Here is a 15,509-nt window from a genome sequence, read left to right on the forward strand (position 1 = left end):
CGAGCATAGTGGACGGCGTGTCCTACTCTGGGGAGATGACTTCCGATTCCGACGACGCGCTCAGCTGGGACGGCGACGAGGCGACGACACCGAAGGATCCCGCGTTGCCGCAGGGCTGGAACGCCGTCGGCAAGGGCAGCGACGACGTCGGTCGCATCGAGGCGGACGGGACCGTCACTGCGGCCTCGACGGAGCCGCCCGCGGCATTGAGCACCGCGATGCTGCTCATCCTCGGGGTCGTCGGCGGCGTCTACCTCCTCTACACGATCGGCTGGGTGGTCGGCGGGTTGAGGCTGAAGCCTCTCGCCTCGTTCCTCGTCGATGACGCGATGTTCCTGCCGTGGTTCGTCCTGGCGATCGCCGCCCCCGCGCTCTGGTTCCTCGCGAGCTGGGTGCTGACCCGGGGGAGAGCCGGATGGGTTCGGGTCGCCGCGCTCCTCGCCGGAGTCGTGCTCCTCGTGCCGTGGCCGTTCGTGACCGTGGGGGTGATCGGCGCATGAACGATTCGCAGACGACTCAGGCATCGGCGGGCTCTCCGCGGTGGATCGTCGGTCTCGTCATCGGGCTGGCAGGGCTCTTCTATGCCTACGCGGTCTGGAACGCGGTCGCGCATCTGATCACCATGGCACAGGGCGGTCTGACCGGGGCCGGATGGGCGACGCTGCTCTTCGGCGTCGTGTTCCCCGCCATCGTCTTCGCCTTCGCGTACGTCATCGGGCGGCGCCGCAGGGTGGGCGAGCTTGCGCTGACGTTCCTCGCGGGGCTGGGGATCGTCGCCGTGTTCTGGATGAGTCTCATCGCACTGAGTCTCACGATGCCCAGCGCCTGATCTCGCTGCCGGACGTGACGCGAGCCGTCACACGGCACGGAGCCCGGCGAGCGCTCGGGTACAGTTGAGATGATCGCGCCCCCACGGTGTGCGGCGCATCGGCCCCTCCCGCCTGTCGTGCTGCCCCGAAGGATTTCTCTGTGCCGAAGCCCGTTGTGCTCATCGCTGAAGTGCTCTCTCCCGCCACGATCGAGGCCCTGGGCCCCGACTTCGACGTCCGCAACGTCGACGGCACCGACCGAGACGCGCTCTTCTCGGCGCTGTCCGACGCGGACGCGGTGCTCATCCGGTCGGCGACCCACATCGACGAAGAGGCGCTGACTCACGCGCCGAAGCTGAAGGTGGTCGCCCGCGCCGGCGTCGGCCTCGACAACGTCGACATCAAGGCCGCGACCGCGGCCGGTGTCATGGTCGTGAACGCCCCGACCTCCAACATCGTCTCGGCTGCCGAGCTCACGGTCGGGCACATCCTGAGCCTCGCGCGGCGCATCCCCGCCGCACACGCCTCGCTGTCGGCCGGTGCCTGGAAGCGCAGCTCCTTCACGGGCGCAGAGCTCTTCGAGAAGACCGTCGGCATCGTCGGCCTCGGCCGCATCGGCGCCCTCGTCGCCGCGCGTCTCGCCGCCTTCGACATGCGCGTCGTCGCCTACGACCCCTACGTCACGTCCGCTCGTGCGCAGCAGCTCGGCGTGCAGCTGCTCACCCTCGACGAGCTCGTTGCGGAAGCGGACTTCCTCACGATCCACATGCCGAAGACGCCGGAGACCACCGGCATGATCGGCGCCGAGCAGTTCAAGGCCATGAAGCCGACCGCTTTCGTCGTGAACGTCGCCCGCGGCGGTCTGATCGACGAAGCCGCGCTCCACGAGGCGCTCGTCGCCGGTGAGATCGCCGGTGCCGGACTCGACGTCTTCACGTCGGAGCCGCCGGCAGAGGGCGGAACGGCTCGCCCGCTGCTCGACCTTCCGAACGTGGTCGTGACCCCTCACCTGGGCGCGAGCACGGAAGAGGCTCAGGAGAAGGCCGGCGTCTCGGTCGCGCGCTCCGTGCGCCTGGCTCTCGGAGGTGACCTGGTTCCCGATGCGGTGAACGTCGCCGGCGGGGTCATCGACCCCTACGTGCGTCCTGGTATCTCGCTGGTCGAGAAGCTGGGTCAGATCTTCGCCGCCCTCGCCACGTCGCCGCTCACGAGCCTCGATGTGGAGGTGCACGGCGAGCTCAACGAGTACGACGTCAGTGTGCTCAAGCTCGCTGCCCTCAAGGGCGTCTTCACGAACATCGTCAGCGAGACCGTGTCCTACGTGAACGCGCCGCTGCTCGCCGAACAGCGTGGCATCGCGGTCCGCCTGCTCAAAGACGACGTGAGCGACGAGTACCGCAACATCATCACTCTCACCGGTGCGCTGTCGGACGGGTCGCAGCTGTCGGTCTCCGGAACGCTGACCGGCCCGAAGCAGGCCGAGAAGCTCGTCGGGATCAACGATCACACGCTCGAACTCCCGATCGAGAAGCACCACGTCGTGATGCTCTACACCGACCGCCCCGGAATCGTCGCGGTCTACGGCCAGAAGTTCGGCGACGCGGGAGTCAACATCGCGGGCATGCAGATCGCTCGTCAGGCAGCCGGCGCACAGGCGCTCAGCGTGCTGACCCTCGACTCGCCGGTGTCGGAGGAGCTGCTCGAGGAAGTGAGCGCCGCCATCGACGCCGACCTGTTCCGTCAGATCGAGATCACCGAGATCTGATCGCTGTGGCCGCCGCTAGGCGGTGGCCTTCAGGACCAGTGCGATCAGGGCGGCGAGTTCTTCGCGGTGGGGGACCAGGCGCTCTGGTCCGTGCACGTCCAGCGAGTTGTTGAAGTAGAGACCGTCGCTGAGCAGCATGACCAGATCCAGGCTCGCTGTGTCGCGCACATGCGGGCGGATCGCTTCCTGCCAGCGGCGACGGTTGTCGCGGAGACCCTCTGCGGCGGCGATCATGCCGCCCTGGGCCAGTCGTGAAGCGGCGATGAGGGCACGGTCGAGGGCCTCGTCCTCCATCACGGAGGTGCGGACGTAGTAGGCGACGGGTCCTTCGTCTGCGGACGCCATGATCTCGAGATCTGCGGTCGTCAAAGCGTCGAGCCGCTCGAGAAGACCGGCGGCGAGCTCTTCCTTGGAGCCGAAGTGGTAGAGGAGCCCGCCCTTGGAGACCCCGGCCGCTCTGGCGGTGGCCTCGAGGGTCGCGGCGCGCTCACCGTCGGCGATCAGGATGGCCTCGAAGGCGTCGAGCACCTTCTCGCGGGCGAGGGGAGGTCGGGGCATGTCTGTTACTATACCATCTGGACGGTTTAGTAATGAGGCCGCCATGATCCTGAGAGGTGTTCCATGACCCGTACTGCGTCGATCCCGACGACAGACACGGATGCTCCCCGCGTCGGAGCCCGCGGCTGGGCGGCGCTCGTCGTCCTCATGCTGCCGGTGCTGCTGGTATCGGTGGACAACACGGTGCTGAGCTTCGCACTGCCCGAGATCTCCATCGCGCTCGCGCCTTCGGGAGCAGAGCAGCTGTGGATCATCGATGTGTATCCGCTGGTCTTGGCCGGCCTCTTGGTGACGATGGGAACCCTGGGAGACCGCTTCGGTCGGAAACGCATGCTGCTGATCGGCGCGACCGGATTCGCTGCGGTCTCGGTGCTCGCCGCCTTCGCGCCCACGGCGGGACTGCTGATCGCCGCACGCGCGCTGCTCGGGTTCTTCGGCGCCATGCTGATGCCGTCGACGCTGTCCCTCCTGCGCTCGATCTTCCAGAACCGCGACCAGCGCCGGATGGCGATCGCTGTGTGGGCGTCGGCCTTCTCCGCAGGCGCTGCGCTCGGACCCATCGTCGGCGGGTTCCTGCTCGAGCACTTCGCGTGGGGCTCCGTCTTCCTCCTCGCTGTCCCCGTGCTGATCCCTCTGCTCATCGCCGGCCCTCTGCTGGTGCCGGAGAGCCGTGACCCCCAGCCTGGTCGCATCGATCCGATCAGCATCCTGCTGTCGATGGCAGCGATGATCCCGGTCGTCTACGCGATCAAGTCGCTCGCCGTCGACGGCCCGTCCGTCTCGGTCGCAGCCTGGGCGCTGCTCGGAATCGTGATGGGAGTGCTCTTCGTCCGGCGTCAGCTCCGCGCGGAGATCCCGATGCTCGACATGGCACTGTTCCGTCGCGGCACCTTCTCCGGAGCGATCATGGTCAACCTGCTCAGCGTGGTGGCGCTCGTCGGCTTCCTCTACTTCGTGTCGCAGCACCTGCAGCTGGTGCTGGGACTCTCGCCCATGGTGGCCGGATTCGCCCTCGTCCCCGGAATGCTCGCGATGATCGTCGCGGGCCTCGGTGTCGTCCCGATCTCGCGTCGCCTGCGGCCGCACATCCTCGTGCCAGGAGCGCTGCTGTTCTCGGTGGCGGGATACCTGATCGTGGCATTCACCACGCACGAGCACGGCGTCGCCCCGCTCATCATCGCCTTCGTGGTGCTGGGCATCGGCATCGGTGCCGCCGAGACGATCTCGAACGAGCTGATCCTGTCGAGCGCTCCGGTGGAGAAGGCGGGAGCCGCGAGCGCGGTGTCGGAGACGGCATACGAACTCGGAGCGGTGCTCGGCACGGCGATCCTCGGCGGCATCATCACAGCGTTCTATCGTGGAGCGCTGGTGCTGCCGGCAGGCTTGCCCGCCGACGTGGCGCATGCGGCCCGCGAGACTCTCGCGGGCGCGTACACCGCTGCCGAGCAGCTGCCGGCTCAGCTCGGCGAATCGCTGTGGGATGCCGCTGCCGCAGCCTTCGGGTCGGGTGTGATGATGACATCGCTGATCGGCGCCGCCCTGGTCGTCGTCGCCGGACTCATCGCCGCCGTCACACTGCGCAAAGCACCCTCGCACTGACCGTTACGCTGGGAGGACCGGCCCGCTCGACTCGTCGTCGCGCAGGAGCCGGTCCACCCGGTGCAAGGAGTGTCATGTCGCGTGTCGTGAAGCTGGCCGTCATCCCCGGTGACGGCATCGGACCCGAAGTCGTCGCCGAGGCCGAGAAGGTCCTCGACGCGGTGACCGCGCAGAGCGACGTCGTGTTCGAGAAGACCCGCTTCGCGCTCGGTGCCGCCCGCTACCTCGAGACCGGCGACACGCTCACCGACGAAGACCTCGAGGCCATCGCCGCGCACGACGCCATCGTCCTCGGGGCCGTCGGTGGCACGCCGGGGGACCCGCGTCTCAAGGATGCGAACATCGAGCGCGGGCTGCTGCTGAAGCTGCGCTTCACCCTCGATCACTACGTGAACCTGCGTCCCTCGAAGCTGTTCGCCGGCGCACCGGGCCCGCTCGCGAACCCGGGCGAGATCGACTTCGTCGTGGTGCGCGAGGGGACCGAAGGACCCTACGTGGGCAACGGAGGTGCGATCCGCAAGGGAACGCCGCACGAGATCGCCAACGAGACGTCGGTGAACACCGCCTTCGGCGTCGAGCGAGTCGTGCGCTACGCCTTCGATCTCGCCGAGCGGCGGCGCAAGAAGCTCACGCTCGTGCACAAGACCAACGTGCTGGTGCACGCCGGCGGCATCTGGCAGCGCATCGTGAACGAGGTCGCGGCTGCGCACCCCGACGTCGCGGTCGACTACCTGCACGTGGATGCCGCCACGATCTTCCTGGTCACCGATCCCTCGCGGTTCGACGTCATCGTCACCGACAATCTGTTCGGCGACATCCTCACCGACCTCGCGGGTGCGGTCACCGGAGGAATCGGCCTGGCCGCATCCGGCAACATCAATCCGGATGGCGCGTTCCCCTCGATGTTCGAGCCGGTGCACGGCTCGGCTCCCGACATCGCCGGGCAGCAGAAGGCCGACCCGACGGCGGCGATCCTCTCGATCGCGCTGCTCCTCGATCACCTGGGCCTCACAGCCGAATCGGCTCGCGTCAGCGCAGCGGTCGAGGCGGACATCGCCGCTCGCAGCGCGGCGCGTACGACAGCGGAGATCGGCTCCGCGATCACTGCCCGCCTCTGACCGGCGGGCGTAGGCTGAGAAGGCGCGACGATGCGCCCACCCACAAGGAACGGATGACGAAGATGACGACCATCGATGCAGAGGCCGCCGTGGCGCCGCTCGATTTCGCTGTGACCAAGAACCTCGCGGCGGCGACGCCGGCTCGAGTGGCCGAGGTGCACGAGAACCCGGGATTCGGCGTGGTCTTCACCGACCACATGGTCGACATCTGCTGGTCGGTCAAGGGAGGCTGGCACCGTCCGCGTGTGCAGCCCTACGGTCCGATCCCGCTCGACCCTGCAGCATCCGTCCTGCACTATGCGCAGGAGATCTTCGAGGGCATCAAGGCGTACCGTCACGAGGACGGTTCGATCCACACCTTCCGCCCCGACCGCAACGCCGCGCGCCTCCAGGCGAGCGCCCGCCGGCTCGCCCTCCCGGAGCTGCCCACCGACTACTTCATCGAGTCGCTGCGCCAGCTGATCGCCGTCGACGGGCGGTGGGTGCCGTCCGGCGCCGACCAGAGCCTGTACCTGCGACCGTTCATGTTCGCCAAGGAGGCCTTCCTCGGTGTGCGCGCCGCACAGAAGGTCGCCTACTACGTGATCGCCAGCCCCGCCGGCGCCTACTTCTCGGGTGGCGTGAAGCCGGTGCGCATCTGGCTCTCCGAGGACTATGCCCGCGCGGGCAAGGGCGGCACGGGCAAGGCGAAGACCGGCGGCAACTACGCTTCGAGCCTGCTCGCGCAGTCCGAGGCGAGCACCCAGGGCTGCGACCAGGTCGTGTTCCTGAACGAGCACCGCAACGTCGAGGAGCTCGGCGGCATGAACGTCGTGTTCGTCTTCAAGGACGGCCGTGTCGTCACGCCCGAGTCGGACAGCATCCTCGAGGGCATCACCCGCGATTCGCTGCTGCAGCTCGCCGAGGATCGCGGTTACACCGTGGAGAAGCGCCCGATCTCGATCGACGAGTGGCGCGAAGGCGTGGCATCCGGTGACATCGTCGAGGTGTTCGCGTGCGGAACCGCTGCCGTCGTCACTCCGATCGGTGCCCTGGTCGGCGAGGGCTTCGACGAGCCGCAGCCGCTGGGCGAACTCGCCCTGTCGCTGCGTGAGGAGCTCACCGACATCCAGTACGGCCGCCGCGAGGACAGGCACGGCTGGCTGCTGCGTCTGGACGCCTGACGCTCGACGGTGCTCGGTAGGCTGGATCCATGAAGATCGCCCGGTTCAGCCACGACGACGCCATCAGCTACGGGATCATCGACGGGAGCGACATCGTCGTGCTCGCCGGGGATCCGATGTTCACCGGTTACGAGACCACCGGTGCTCGGGTGCCCCTGGCGGATGTCGCGTTGCTCGCTCCCGTGATCCCGCGGTCGAAGGTCGTCTGCGTCGGCAAGAACTATCACGACCATGCGGCCGAGATGGGGGGAGTGGCGCCGGAGGAACCGCTGCTGTTCCTCAAGCCGAACACCGCGGTCATCGGGCCGAACGATGCGATCGTGCGACCGGCCCTCTCCGAGCAGACCGAGTACGAGGGCGAGCTCGTGGTCGTCATCGGCAAGATCGCCAAGAACGTCAAGGCCGAGAACGCACTCGACTACGTGCTCGGCTACACGATCGGCAACGACGTGACCGCGCGCGACCTGCAGCGCAAGGACGGCCAGTGGGCGCGGGCGAAGGGCTTCGACACGTTCTGTCCCCTGGGGCCGGTGATCGAGACGGACTTCGATCCCGCTTCCGCGACGATCGAGACCCGCGTCAACGGTGACGTGCGTCAGCAGGCGCCGTTGACCGACATGATCCACTCCGTCGCCGCGATCATCGAGTACGCGTCCGCCGTGTTCACCCTGCTTCCGGGAGACGTCATCATGACCGGCACGCCGGCGGGCGTCGGCGCGTTCGGTGCCGGAGACGTCGTCGAGGTCGAGATCTCGGGGCTGGGAATCCTGCGCAACGTCGCACGCGACGCCGCTCGCGCATCATGACCGGCGTCGCCTTGACGGCGGCGCAACAGTCGGCCGTGCAACGGCGCACCGTCCTGGTGCTCTCGTTCGGCCAGGTTCTCGGCGGCATCGCGTTCGGGGCGACGGTCTCTCTCGGCGCACTGCTGGCCGCCGACATCTCGGGCAGTGATGCTCTTTCTGGCCTGGCCACGGCATCCGTGACCCTCGGCGCCGCGGTGTGCGCCATCCCGCTGGCGCGACTGGCCGCCCGAGTCGGCCGTCGCCGGGCGCTGACTCTCGGCAACCTCTTCGCTCTCGTCGGCATCGCAGTCGTGATCCTCGCGGCATCCGTGCGGGTCTTCCCGCTGTTGCTGGCCGGCATCCTGATGATCGGCGCGGGCAATGCGGGCAACCTGCAGTCGCGGTTCGCGGCGACCGACCTCGCCGCTCCGCAGCATCGCGGGAGGGACCTCTCGATCGTGGTGTGGTCGACGACCATCGGCGGCGTCGCCGGGCCGCTGCTGCTCGGACCGGGGGAGATCGTCGGGGCAGCGATCGGGATGCCGCCCCAGACCGGCTCCTACGTCTTCTCGTTCGTCGCCCAGTGTGCGGCGCTCGTGCTCTACCTGGTCGCCCTGCGCCCTGACCCGCTGCTCGCGGCCCAGCGTCTGGCGAAAGCAGCGGTCGCGGCGACGGGGGCCCGGATCGCCGACCGGCCGCTGGTGGCACGCTACGCGATCTTCGCCGTCGCGGGCTCGCACGTCGTGATGGCGTCGGTCATGGCGATGACCCCGGTGCACCTCTCGCACATGGCGCACGGTGCGCACGGGATGGCTGCGACGCCGGCCGACGTCTCCGCCCTCGTGGGGATCACGATCGCGCTGCACGTGGGCGGGATGTATGCGCTGTCGCCGCTCTTCGGCGTGCTCGCCGACCGCTGGGGAAGGCTGCGGGTTGTGCTGCTCGGGCAGGTGCTGCTCGGCGGTGCTCTCGCGTTCGCGGTGTTCTCGGGCACGGAGACCTGGGGCGTGATGGTCGCGCTGATCCTGCTCGGGCTCGGATGGAGCGCGGCCACGGTCGCCGGTGCGGCTCTCCTCACCGAGGCGTCGGCACCGGAGATCCGCACCCGTCGACAGGGACGAAGCGACTCCCTGATGAGCCTGTCGGCGGCGGTGGGCTCGGTGCTGGCCGGGGTGGTGCTGTCGAACTTCCAGTACGCGGGGCTCGGAATCGCGGCATCCGTCCTGGTCATCGCGATCGTCGTGCTGTCGCCCCTGGGGCGCACCTCCGCGCGGTGATGCCCGCTCGGCGGCGTGTCCTCCGCTCGACGAGCAGAGGACACGCCCACTCGTCGCTCAGGTGTACCAGGTCGGTTCCGGCACCTCGTTGAGCAGCACGTACCCGCCGACCTCGCGCTTCTTGTAGGCGATCGGGTCGTGCAGGCTGTGGGTGCGGAGGTTCCGCCAGAAGATGTCGAGACCGACGGAGTTCGCCGACGCCCTGGCTCCGGTGAGCTCGTAGACCTTCGTGGCGACCTCGAGACCGTCGTCGACGATCCGCAGCTTTCCCGCGGCGATCCGGACGGCGATCTCGCCGCGGCGGCGTGCGGTGAGCTCTTCCCGCGGAGCATGGAGCACGGCGCTGATCTCCGCGCCCACGGCATCCAGCAGAGCCTCGTCGGCCCACAGCTTGGACGTCAGGGTTCCGTAGCCTTCGAGCAGGTACCACTCGTCGGTCGCATGCTTCTTGTCGTCGCCGCCGTACGGCCAGGCGCGGGTGGTCGTTCGCGTGTAGGCGGATGCCGTCTCGAGCGCGCCCTGGGCGATGCCGAGGTAGAAATTCGCGAACACGAGTTGGATCGCCGGCACGTTCAAGGTGTTGTAGGTGAGCGGCTGGAAGACCTTGTCCACGAACCCGGCTGCGGCGGCCCACGGCACGCGCACGTCGCGGATCTCGACCGACCCCGACTCGGTGAGTCGCTGGCCCAGGTTGTCCCAGTCGTCGGCGAAGACGATGCCCTCCTGCGCGGTGGGAACGATGGCGAAGATGTGCGTCTCGGTTCCCTCGAGGACACCCTCGAGCACGGTCAGGTCCGAGATCTGGCCACCGGTGGAGAAGGACTTGCGCCCGGAGAAGACGAGTTCGTCGCCGTCCTCGCGGATGGTCAGATCGGAGTCGCGGGGGTTGACCGCGCCGCCGAAGACGAAGTTGTTCGTCGTGTAGAGCTCCTCGACAGCGGCGATCTGCTCCTCCGTGGCCACCAGGCGCGCCGCCCACGCCCAGAGGTAGTGGTAGCCGAGCACCTGCCCGATCGACCCGTCGCCGCGGGCGACGGTCCGGATGACTTTGTAGGCCGTCTCCCAGCTCTCGCCGGCTCCGCCGTACTCCTTCGGACCGAGCAGCGTGACCAGCCCCGCATCCTTGAGCAGCTGCACCTCGGTGTGCGGGGTCGCGTTGGCGCGGTCGCGTTCGACCGCGTCGACCGCGAGGATGTCAGCGACCTCCTGGGCGCGGTCGAGCCACTCCTCGCTGGTCGAGGGGGCGGAGGTGTCGCGCCAGCGATTGCCGAGGCTCGTGGTCACTGCATCCGTGGTGGTCATGGTGGTGCCTTCCTGTGGGGAACGTGTGCCGCAACCATAGGAGCCGAGCGGAGAGCCGGGAAAGGATGATTACTCCGGGTGGGGAAGTGTTTCCCCCGGTGTCTCCGGAAGCGGTTCATGACGGCGACGGCCAGCCGAGAGACAGCGGGGCATCGCCAACTAGAATCGAAGGGCTATGGCTACCCCTCACCCCCTCACCACGACTGCACGTGGTGCCGACGTCCGCGTCCGCTTCTGCCCCTCGCCGACGGGCCTGCCGCATGTCGGCCTGGTTCGCACAGCGCTCTTCAACTGGGCGTATGCGCGTCACAACGGCGGCAAGATGGTCTTCCGCATCGAAGACACGGATGCGGCACGTGACAGCGAGGAGAGCTACCGTCAGCTCCTCGACGCACTGACCTGGCTCAAGATCGATTGGGACGAGGGTGTCGAGGTCGGCGGACCGCACGCGCCGTACCGCCAGTCGGAGCGGCACGACATCTACCGCGGAGTCATCGAGAAGCTCCTCGCCACCGGCGCGCTCTACGAGAGCTTCTCCGACGCCGCGGAGATCGACGCGCGCAACGAGGCGAACGGCCGCGCGAAGCAGCTCGGCTACGACAACTTCGACCGCGACCTGACCGACGAGCAGAAGGAAGCGTTCCGCGCGGAGGGGCGTCAGCCCGCGCTGCGGCTGCGCGTTCCGGACGAAGACCTCACCTATGTCGACCTGATCCGCGGCGAGGTCACCTTCCCGGCGGGGTCGTTCCCGGACTTCGTGGTCGTGCGCCCGAACGGCATCCCGCTCTACACGTTCGTGAACCCCGTCGACGACGCGCTCATGGGCATCACGCACGTGCTGCGCGGGGAAGACCTCATGCCGTCGACCGCTCGTCAGCTCTCGCTCTACGCCGCGCTGATCGACGCCGGCGTCACGACATTCGTTCCCCGCTTCGCGCACATGCCGCTCGTGCTGGGCGAGACCGGCAACAAGAAGCTCTCCAAGCGCGACCCGCAGGCCGACCTGTTCCTGCATCGTGACCGCGGGTTCATCCCCGAGGGGCTGCTCAACTACCTGGCGCTGCTCGGCTGGGGGATCGGTCCCGACCGTGACGTCTTCTCCCTCGAGGAGTTCACCGCCGCCTTCGACATCGAGAACGTGAACCCCAACCCGGCCCGCTTCGATCAGAAGAAGGCCGAGTCGATCAACGGCGACCACATCCGGATGCTGGACGAGAAGGACTTCGCCGAGCGCACGGTCCCGTACCTGGCGGCAGCCGGGCTCTTCGACGAGCCCACTCACGAGCAGCTCGTGCTCGCGTTCCGTGTCGCGCCGCTCGTGCAGGAGCGCGTGCAGCTGCTCGGCGACGTACCGGGCATGGTCGGCTTCCTCTTCACCGACGAGGTCTCGTACGAGGCCGATGCCCTCAAGGGTCTGCCGGCGAACGCCGCCGAGGTGCTCGATGCGTGCGTCGTCGCCCTCGAGCCGGTGAGCGAGTTCACCCCGGAGAAGATCCAGGAGGCGCTCGCCCACGCGCTCGTCGAGACCCTCGAGCTCAAGCCGCGCATCGCCTACGGCCCTCCGCGCGTCGCGATCAGCGGACGCCGCGTCTCACCGCCGCTGTTCGAGTCGATGGAGCTGCTCGGGAAGGACGAGTCGCTGCGCCGCCTGCGCGGCCTGTCGGCGTTCCTGGCGAGCTGAGGACGGACGCATCGGCGACGCGCCCGAGCGTCGTGCACGGCGGGGCGTTTTGGCTTCTACGCCCCGCTCGGGTAAGCTTGACTCTCGGTGCGAGGCTCCGGTTTCGCCCTTGGGGTATGGTGTAATTGGCAACACGGCGGTTTCTGGTTCCGTTGTTCTTGGTTCGAGTCCAGGTACCCCAGCAAGATGAAAACCCCCGCTCAGGCGGGGGTTTCTTCGTTGTATCCACACTTCCTCCCGTGCGTGCTGCCAGACTGGCCGGATGACTGCGAAGCGGATCCTGTTCATCGGCGGCACGGGCATCATCAGTGCGGCAAGCGTCTCCCGGGCCCTCGAGGCCGGTCACGACGTCAGCGTGCTGAACCGGGGCACGACGGGCATCCGTCCGCTGCCTTCCGGCGTCCGATCGATCGTCGCCGACATCCGGGATCCGGATGCCACGAGGGATGCGCTACAGGCAGCCGGCGGTGAGTTCGATGTCGTCGCGGACTTCCTGTCCTTCACGCCGGCGCACGTCCAGGCGAACGTCGACCGGTTCGACGGACAGGTCGGTCAGTACGTCTTCATCAGCTCGGCATCCGCCTATCAGAAGCCCCCGACGAGTCTTCCGGTCGTCGAATCCACGCCTTTGCGCAACCCGTACTGGAAATACTCGCGAGACAAGATCGCCTGCGAGGATCTCCTGGTGTCGGCCTATCGCGAGACCGGCTTCCCGGCGACGATCGTGCGCCCGTCGCACACCTACGACGCGACCCTGGTGCCCACGTTGGGCCAATGGACCGACATCGCGCGGATGCGCGCGGGAAAGCCGGTCGTCGTGCACGGAGACGGCTCGACGCAGTGGACGCTCACGCACACCCGCGACTTCGCGGTCGGCTTCGTCGGCCTCCTGGGTCATCCCGCGGCGGTGGGCGAGGCTTTCCACATCACCGGTGATCACGCGCCGACCTGGGACCGGATCTATCGCTGGATCGCCGACGCCGCCGGTGTCGAACCGGAACTCGTACATGTGTCCTCGGACACGATCGCCGCAGTGCATCCCGCATGGGCCGGCGGGCTGCTCGGGGACAGGACGCACTCGATGGTCTTCGACAACACCAAGGTGAAGGCGCTCGTCCCCGAATTCCGGACCACCGTGGCCTTCGACGAGGGCGCGAGCGAGATCGTCGCCTGGTACGACGCGCACCCCGAGCGACAGGTCGTCGATGCCGACGAGGACGCCGCGTTCGAACGGATCCTCGCGTTGCCGCGAGGCTGAGCTCGCGCTACTTGCACTCCCCGATGAACCCGAGGTAGCAGACGGCCTCGTGGGTGACGGCGTCCTTCTGATCGTTGTTCGACACCTGCCGCGTCGCCAGCTCGGGCGTGCGCGAGAGGCTGCCGTAGTCGCCGAGCGTCGCGACGTACGAGCCCGGCTCGTCGAGCGCCCTCATCTCGTCGATCGCGGAGAGATAGCGCTCGCACAACGGTGTCGCGACCTCGGTGAGCTCGACGCCCCCGCACGCCGCGTCGTACTGCGCCGCCATCGCGTTGATGCAGTCGGTCCAGTCCTGGTTGACCGTGCAGGGGTTCGTCGTGTCCATCGTGACGTCGAAGCGCCCGGTCTCGTACTCTTCGCTGTGGAACGTCTCGGGCTTCTCCGGCACGTCGACCTTCGTCCAGTGGCGAGCCGTGGTGAAGGCGACGACCACGACGATCGCCGCGATCAGCAGCAGCGCGCCGACGATCGAGAGCGTCACCCAGAGACCGACGCGCTTCTTCTTCGGAGCGGGCCCGGCGGGAACGGGTGCTCCCGGGCCGAGCGGCAGGATGTGCGTCAGGTCGTGATCGCCGAGGGGTGCTGCCGGTGCGTCGGTCTGCGCTGCCGCGGGAGTGGTGAGCCAGTACGAGTACCAGCTCTGCGACGACGCGGCGTCGGCGTGCACCTGTGCCGCCTCGGCATCGGTCAGCGGAATGCCGAGGTGACCGCGCCCCTCCGCCGACAGCAGAGACGTGCGGAAGTCCTCGTAAGACAATGCCATGATCAGGATCATCGCAGAGCACGGGCGATCGAGACAATCCGGATGTTCTCGACCCGCGCCGTGACGGCAATGTCGGAGGCCGCGGGGAGGATGTTCTGGTGACCGGTATGAGGACGTTCTGGAGTGCGCTGCCCACCGAGGGGCGATGGCTGCTGTCCACCGTGGCTGTGCAGACCCTCGGGCGCGGTATGACGCTGCCCTTCACGATCATCTACTTCCACGAGGTGCGCGGGTTCGACCTCGGTGTGTCCGGCGCTCTGATGAGCCTCATCGCGATCACCGGGCTGGTCGTGACGGGTCCGGGCGGCACGCTCATCGACCGTCTGGGCGCACGGCGGGTGCTGATCGTCGGACTCCTCGCCATGATCGCCGGCTGCACGCTGCTCGCGTTCGCCACGCATCCGGCGATCGCCGCCGTGGCGGTCATGCTGATCGGCGTGAACTTCGGCGTCTCGTGGCCCGGATTCAACGCACTCATCGCGAGCGTGGTCGAGGGCGAAGTCCGCCAGCAGTACTTCGGCGTCAACTTCGCCCTGGTGAACCTCGGAATCGGCGTGGGCGGCATCATCGGCGGATTCTTCGTCGACGTGCACGATCCCACGACGTTCACGACGATCTTCCTCATCGACGCCGCGAGCAGTCTCATTCCGCTCGCACTGCTGCTCGGACCGCTGCGTCGCATGCGCACCCAATCGGATGCCGATGACACAGAGGTTTCTGCGGGCGGCTACCGCGAGATCCTGCGGCGACCGGCGGTGCTCTGGCTGACGCTCCTGACGTTCCTCTCGGTGTTCATCGGCTACGGGCAGATGGAGGCCGGCTTCCCCGCCTTCGCCCGGCAGGTCGCCGAAGTCTCGACGCAGGTGGTGGGACTCTCGTTCGCGGTGAACACCGCGGTGATCGTGCTTCTGCAGTTCGCCGTGCTCCGGCTCATCTCGGGCAGACGTCGCACGCGGGTGATGCAGGTGATGGCGCTCATCTGGGCGCTGTCCTGGATCGTGCTGGGCGGGACAGGATTCCTGCCGGCATCCCTCGCCGCCGCGATCGGCGTGATCGCGTTCATGGGCGTCTTCGCCTTCGGCGAGACGATGCTGCAGCCCACGGTCCCGGCGATCTACAACGACCTCGCCTCCGACCGCACCCGCGGTCGCTACAACGCGATCAATTCCGCTGCGTTCCAGGGCGGGGCGATCATGGGACCGCTCGTCGCCGGGGTGATGCTCGGGGAGGGCCTGGACGGCTGGTTCATCGGAGTCATGGTCGCGGGAAGCCTCGCGGTCGGCGTGCTCGCGATCGTGTTGGAGAGGGTCGTGCCTGCCGACGCCAACGGTGTGACGGATAGCACGGCTGAGCATCCGGCGCCACTCCCTTCCGCCGGGGGAGAGGCATCGGCACCGTTGTGATCGAGCGGTCGCGGTCGTCGCACTCCGC

At 68.0% G+C, this 15,509-nt stretch carries 14 protein-coding genes and 1 tRNA gene; 12 read left to right on the plus strand and 3 right to left on the minus strand.

Annotated features, from left to right (window positions below):
- The first annotated feature begins 35 nt into the window (after positions 1-35).
- The 3 genes from V5D55_RS14845 (at position 36) to serA (ending at position 2,574) form a co-directional block, all read left to right on the plus strand.
- Positions 36-500: a hypothetical protein gene (locus tag V5D55_RS14845; protein WP_435744379.1), complete on the plus strand. Its 465-nt coding sequence runs from the start codon at positions 36-38 to the stop codon at positions 498-500.
- Entirely contained in the window at positions 497-829 is a 333-nt protein-coding gene (locus tag V5D55_RS14850) for a hypothetical protein (protein ID WP_435744381.1), read from the plus strand. Before V5D55_RS14845 ends, V5D55_RS14850 begins: the two co-directional genes overlap by 4 nt.
- Before the next feature lie 140 nt (positions 830-969).
- Entirely contained in the window at positions 970-2,574 is a 1,605-nt protein-coding gene (gene serA / locus V5D55_RS14855; RefSeq protein WP_435744383.1) for a phosphoglycerate dehydrogenase, read from the plus strand.
- A gap of 15 nt (positions 2,575-2,589) precedes the next feature.
- On the opposite strand, the gene V5D55_RS14860 is transcribed toward serA, so the two are convergent.
- Positions 2,590-3,132 carry a TetR/AcrR family transcriptional regulator gene (locus tag V5D55_RS14860; RefSeq protein WP_435744385.1) on the minus strand — a complete coding sequence of 181 codons (543 nt, stop codon included), beginning with the start codon at positions 3,130-3,132 and terminating at the stop codon, positions 2,590-2,592.
- Positions 3,133-3,195: 63 nt separating this feature from the next.
- On the opposite strand from V5D55_RS14860, the gene V5D55_RS14865 reads away from it, so the two are divergent.
- From V5D55_RS14865 to V5D55_RS14885, 5 genes are all read left to right on the plus strand, one after another.
- Positions 3,196-4,731, plus strand: coding sequence for an MFS transporter (locus V5D55_RS14865; RefSeq protein ID WP_435744387.1), 1,536 nt, complete (start codon positions 3,196-3,198; stop codon positions 4,729-4,731).
- A gap of 74 nt (positions 4,732-4,805) precedes the next feature.
- Positions 4,806-5,849, plus strand: coding sequence for a 3-isopropylmalate dehydrogenase (locus tag V5D55_RS14870; protein ID WP_435744389.1), 1,044 nt, complete (start codon positions 4,806-4,808; stop codon positions 5,847-5,849).
- 62 nt (positions 5,850-5,911) lie between these two features.
- Positions 5,912-7,012: a branched-chain amino acid aminotransferase gene (locus V5D55_RS14875; RefSeq protein WP_435744391.1), complete on the plus strand. Its 1,101-nt coding sequence runs from the start codon at positions 5,912-5,914 to the stop codon at positions 7,010-7,012.
- Between the two features lie 29 nt (positions 7,013-7,041).
- A complete protein-coding gene (locus V5D55_RS14880) occupies positions 7,042-7,818 on the plus strand; it encodes a fumarylacetoacetate hydrolase family protein (protein WP_435744393.1) in 777 nt (258 codons plus the stop codon).
- Positions 7,815-9,074, plus strand: a complete 1,260-nt coding sequence (locus V5D55_RS14885; protein ID WP_435744395.1) for an MFS transporter — start codon at positions 7,815-7,817, stop codon at positions 9,072-9,074. Before V5D55_RS14880 ends, V5D55_RS14885 begins: the two co-directional genes overlap by 4 nt.
- Positions 9,075-9,131: 57 nt before the next feature.
- On the opposite strand, the gene V5D55_RS14890 is transcribed toward V5D55_RS14885, so the two are convergent.
- A complete protein-coding gene (locus V5D55_RS14890; RefSeq protein ID WP_435744397.1) occupies positions 9,132-10,376 on the minus strand; it encodes an acyl-CoA dehydrogenase family protein in 1,245 nt (414 codons plus the stop codon).
- Between the two features lie 175 nt (positions 10,377-10,551).
- Here V5D55_RS14890 and gltX point away from each other — a divergent pair, with 175 nt between their 5' ends.
- The 3 genes from gltX to V5D55_RS14905 all read left to right on the plus strand — a co-directional run bounded on the left by gltX (position 10,552) and on the right by V5D55_RS14905 (position 13,315).
- On the plus strand, positions 10,552-12,057 hold the full coding sequence (gltX, locus tag V5D55_RS14895; RefSeq protein WP_435744399.1) for a glutamate--tRNA ligase: 1,506 nt from the start codon (positions 10,552-10,554) through the stop codon (positions 12,055-12,057).
- A gap of 110 nt (positions 12,058-12,167) precedes the next feature.
- A tRNA-Gln gene (locus tag V5D55_RS14900) sits at positions 12,168-12,239 on the plus strand.
- Positions 12,240-12,319: 80 nt separating this feature from the next.
- Entirely contained in the window at positions 12,320-13,315 is a 996-nt protein-coding gene (locus V5D55_RS14905) for an SDR family oxidoreductase (protein ID WP_435744403.1), read from the plus strand.
- A gap of 7 nt (positions 13,316-13,322) precedes the next feature.
- Here V5D55_RS14905 and V5D55_RS14910 read toward each other — a convergent pair whose 3' ends face one another.
- The gene (locus V5D55_RS14910; RefSeq protein ID WP_435744405.1) at positions 13,323-14,078 is read right to left on the minus strand and encodes a hypothetical protein; all 756 of its coding nucleotides are present in this window, start codon (positions 14,076-14,078) and stop codon (positions 13,323-13,325) included.
- Between the two features lie 107 nt (positions 14,079-14,185).
- Here V5D55_RS14910 and V5D55_RS14915 point away from each other — a divergent pair, with 107 nt between their 5' ends.
- The gene (locus V5D55_RS14915; protein ID WP_435749318.1) at positions 14,186-15,481 is read left to right on the plus strand and encodes an MFS transporter; all 1,296 of its coding nucleotides are present in this window, start codon (positions 14,186-14,188) and stop codon (positions 15,479-15,481) included.
- The last annotated feature ends 28 nt before the right edge of the window (positions 15,482-15,509 follow it).

This window comes from Microbacterium sp. PMB16, from assembly GCF_051294855.1.
Lineage (GTDB): Bacteria > Actinomycetota > Actinomycetes > Actinomycetales > Microbacteriaceae > Microbacterium.

Coding starts and splice junctions, on each gene's coding strand:
- V5D55_RS14845 (WP_435744379.1), top strand. CDS start 36: ATGACTTCCGATTCCGACGACGCGCTCAGCTGGGACGGCGACGAGGCG.
- V5D55_RS14850 (WP_435744381.1), top strand. CDS start 497: ATGAACGATTCGCAGACGACTCAGGCATCGGCGGGCTCTCCGCGGTGG.
- V5D55_RS14860 (WP_435744385.1), bottom strand. CDS start 3,132: ATGCCCCGACCTCCCCTCGCCCGCGAGAAGGTGCTCGACGCCTTCGAG.
- V5D55_RS14865 (WP_435744387.1), top strand. CDS start 3,196: ATGACCCGTACTGCGTCGATCCCGACGACAGACACGGATGCTCCCCGC.
- V5D55_RS14870 (WP_435744389.1), top strand. CDS start 4,806: ATGTCGCGTGTCGTGAAGCTGGCCGTCATCCCCGGTGACGGCATCGGA.
- V5D55_RS14875 (WP_435744391.1), top strand. CDS start 5,912: ATGACGACCATCGATGCAGAGGCCGCCGTGGCGCCGCTCGATTTCGCT.
- V5D55_RS14880 (WP_435744393.1), top strand. CDS start 7,042: ATGAAGATCGCCCGGTTCAGCCACGACGACGCCATCAGCTACGGGATC.
- V5D55_RS14885 (WP_435744395.1), top strand. CDS start 7,815: ATGACCGGCGTCGCCTTGACGGCGGCGCAACAGTCGGCCGTGCAACGG.
- V5D55_RS14890 (WP_435744397.1), bottom strand. CDS start 10,376: ATGACCACCACGGATGCAGTGACCACGAGCCTCGGCAATCGCTGGCGC.
- gltX (WP_435744399.1), top strand. CDS start 10,552: ATGGCTACCCCTCACCCCCTCACCACGACTGCACGTGGTGCCGACGTC.
- V5D55_RS14905 (WP_435744403.1), top strand. CDS start 12,320: ATGACTGCGAAGCGGATCCTGTTCATCGGCGGCACGGGCATCATCAGT.
- V5D55_RS14910 (WP_435744405.1), bottom strand. CDS start 14,078: ATGGCATTGTCTTACGAGGACTTCCGCACGTCTCTGCTGTCGGCGGAG.
- V5D55_RS14915 (WP_435749318.1), top strand. CDS start 14,186: ATGAGGACGTTCTGGAGTGCGCTGCCCACCGAGGGGCGATGGCTGCTG.